Origin of the sequence: Yoonia sp., assembly GCF_036007805.1 — a bacterium.
Classification (GTDB): Bacteria; Pseudomonadota; Alphaproteobacteria; order Rhodobacterales; family Rhodobacteraceae; genus Yoonia.
The window spans coordinates 1-3,022 of record NZ_DASYOK010000238.1; the positions used below are offsets into that span (position 1 = coordinate 1).

The following is a 3,022-nucleotide window of genomic DNA, read 5'->3' on the forward strand; positions in this document are numbered from 1 at the left end:
GCCTGCGGCGATCCACTGGGCGGATGTCGTGCATGTGACAGGCACCTACAACATGCCGACTTTGCCAGCCTTTGTGCTGGCCCGCGCAATGGGCAAGCCTGTGGTCTGGTCGCCCCGTGGCGGATTGCAGGCCACTGCGGACTGGCCGGATGCACCAAAGCGGCGCATCAAACACGGGTTCGAGCATCTGGCCCACCTGCTGCGCCCCAAGGGGGCTGTATTGCATGTCACCTCGGCGCAGGAAGCGACACATGGCACGGCCCGATTGGGGCAGATTGCCCGCGCCATTATTCCCAATGCGGTGGATGTGCCTGCGGAACTGCCGCCCCGCCGCCCGAGTGACGGGCAGTGCCGCCTGCTCTTTCTCAGCCGCCTGCACCCCAAGAAGGGTGTTGAGGCGCTTTTCGCGGCGATGACGCGCCTGCCAGCGCATTTCACGCTGGATATCTACGGGGCAGGGGATGCCGAATATGTGCGTATGCTACAGATGCGCGCGAACCTTTCGGCTGGCCGTATCCGGCTGCATGGCCATGTGGAGGGGGCGGCCAAGGCGGCGGCCTTTGCGCAGGCCGATCTCTTTGTGCTGCCGTCACATTCGGAAAACTTCGGGATCGTCGTGGCCGAGGCGCTGGCTCATGGTGTGCCGGTTCTGACGACACAAAACACGCCGTGGCAAGATCTAGCGCGGCAGGGCTGCGGCCGCTGCATTGACCTGCCGCGCAGCAATCTGGCGGCCGAGATATTGGCGATGTCAACGCAGAATCTGGTGCAGATGGGTGCGCAGGGCCGCGCGTGGATGCGCCGTGATTTCGCGACGGCGGCGATGGTGGACGCTTTTGCCGATCTTTATCGCGGGCTGGCGCAGGACGCCTTTGACGGAGTGATGGCATGACACAGCTGACAGTGATCATCCTGACCTGCAACGAGGCGATGCATATCGCCCGCGCAATCCTTTCGGTCCGTGATGTGGCTGATCGCATCTTGGTGGTCGATAGCGGCTCCACCGACGGCACCACGCAGATCGCTGCACGTCATGGTGCCAAGGTGCTACGGCATGGTTGGGTCAACCACGCGGTCCAATTCAACTGGGCGCTGGACCAGATCACGGACACACCGGGGTGGGTGCTGCGACTGGATGCGGACGAGGTGATGACCCAGACCCTAGCCGATGAGATCGCGGCAGGCCTGCCGGAGGATGTGGATGGATACTACATCGGGCGTGGCATCAAATTCATGGGCCAGCTTGTCAGGCATGGCGGCATTTGCCGCACGCCCACGCTGCGCTTGTTCCGCAACGGGCGCGGCCGTTGCGAGGCGCTCTGGATGGATGAACATATCGTGGTGTACGGTCCGACCGCACATTTGCGCGGGCAGGTGATTGATGACAACCGCCACCCGCTGGATTGGTGGGTGCACAAACATAACGGCTATGCCAGCCGCGAGGTTGTGGATGTTCTGAACGCGGAGTTCGGGTTTCTGCCCTGCGCTGGCGTTTTGCCCGGGCATGGCCGCGCATCCGTCAAGCGCTGGGTGAAACGGCACATATACGCCCGTTTGCCTGCAGGGCTGCGGGCGGGTGGGTATTTCTTTTACCGCTATGTCCTGCGGTTGGGGTTTCTTGATGGCAGGCGGGCGCGGTCCTTTCATGTGCTGCAGGGGTTCTGGTACCGCTATCTGGTTGATGCCAAGCTGGGCGAGGTCCGCCGTTATATGGCGGCCCATGGCGCATCACCGGTCATGGCGATCAAGGATGTACTGGGCATCGACGTGACCGCGCGCGCGCCTGCACAAGGGGTGTTGGTCGCATGAAGATTTCAGTTGTGACCGCAGTGATGAACAGCTGCGCGACCCTGCCTGCGATGCTGGAAAGCCTTTCGGCCCAAGGTCATCCGGATGTGGAGCATATCGTGCAGGATGGTGGGTCGACCGACGGGACGCTGGCGTATTTGCAGGCGCATGGACACCGCAACATGGTGCTGCAATCCTGCCCTGATTCCGGCATCTATGATGCGATCAATCACGGCATCCAGCGCACGACAGGCGATGTGATCGGGCTCTTGCATGCGGACGATCAATTGGTGGATGCGGATGTGTTTGCATGGGTTGCCAAGGCCTTGGAGGATCCTGCGATTGATGGCGTTTATGGTGATCTGCAATATGTCGCGCGCAGTGATCCCAGCCGTGTGATCCGGTATTGGAAGGCGGGGGCCTATTCGGCGGCCTTGCTGCGCCGCGGGTGGATGCCGCCACATCCGACGCTTTATCTGCGACGCGAGGTTTTCATACGGGCCGGGCTTTATGACACAAGTTTTCGGATCGCGGGGGATTATGACGGGATGCTGCGGTTCCTGACCCAAGGACAGGTGCGGCTGGCCTATATTCCCAAGGTGATGGTGCGCATGAAAATGGGTGGTGCGAGCAATAAATCCTTCGCTCATATGATCCGCAAAAGCCGCGAGGATTACCGCGCGATCCGCCGTCACGGGGTCGGCGGGATCAGGACATTGGTCGCCAAGAACCTCTCCAAGCTGCCGCAGTTCATCAGTCGGGGTCAGGTGTAGAAAAACTTGGTCAGCTGATAGAAGATCGGCGCGGCAAAGATCACGCTGTCGAGCTGGTCGACAAAACCGCCTTGGCCCGGGATCAGGTGCGACCAGTCCTTGACGCCACGGTCGCGCTTGATTGCGGCGACCACGAGGTTGCCGAACATGCCGACAAGTGACGCAATGCCTGCCATAAGCGCGGCGCCCCAAAAGCCGAAAGGTGTGATCCAGCTGAGCATGGCGCCGATGACCATGGCGCTGAGCACGCCGCAGACCAGCCCTTCCCATGTTTTGGGTGACAGGCCGGGGGCGATCTTGGTGCGGCCGATCCGGCGGCCAAAGAAGAAATCCAACAGGTCACCGAATTGCACGACCATCACGAGGAAGGCGATCAGCAGCACAGAGCGGTCGCCATAGCCTGCAATGTCGAGTGACATCAGTGCGGGCACGTGGCTGACACAAAAGACTGCGATCATCAG

Annotated in this window: 4 protein-coding genes; 3 read left to right on the forward strand and 1 reads right to left on the reverse strand. The window is 61.4% G+C overall.

Features of this window, described 5'->3' with window-relative positions; translation table 11 throughout:
• The 3 genes from VGP75_RS13055 to VGP75_RS13065 all read left to right on the forward strand — a co-directional run.
• On the forward strand, positions 1-892 hold an 892-nt coding region (locus VGP75_RS13055), incomplete at its 5' end, for a glycosyltransferase (RefSeq protein WP_327544088.1).
• Positions 889-1,809: a glycosyltransferase family 2 protein gene (locus tag VGP75_RS13060; protein ID WP_327544089.1), complete on the forward strand. Its 921-nt coding sequence runs from the start codon at positions 889-891 to the stop codon at positions 1,807-1,809. The genes VGP75_RS13055 and VGP75_RS13060, both read left to right, overlap by 4 nt.
• Complete coding sequence (locus tag VGP75_RS13065) at positions 1,806-2,561, forward strand: glycosyltransferase family 2 protein (protein ID WP_327544090.1); 756 nt, start codon at positions 1,806-1,808, stop codon at positions 2,559-2,561. Before VGP75_RS13060 ends, VGP75_RS13065 begins: the two co-directional genes overlap by 4 nt.
• Here VGP75_RS13065 and VGP75_RS13070 read toward each other — a convergent pair.
• The coding region (locus VGP75_RS13070; protein WP_327544091.1) for a phosphatidate cytidylyltransferase at positions 2,552-3,022 on the reverse strand (471 nt) is incomplete at its 5' end. The two genes, VGP75_RS13065 and VGP75_RS13070, sit on opposite strands and share 10 nt — an antisense overlap.

Bases quoted from the DNA above. Each gene is read 5' to 3' on its own strand.
- VGP75_RS13065 (WP_327544090.1), top strand. From the start codon at position 1,806: ATGAAGATTTCAGTTGTGACCGCAGTGATGAACAGCTGCGCGACCCTG.
- VGP75_RS13060 (WP_327544089.1), top strand. From the start codon at position 889: ATGACACAGCTGACAGTGATCATCCTGACCTGCAACGAGGCGATGCAT.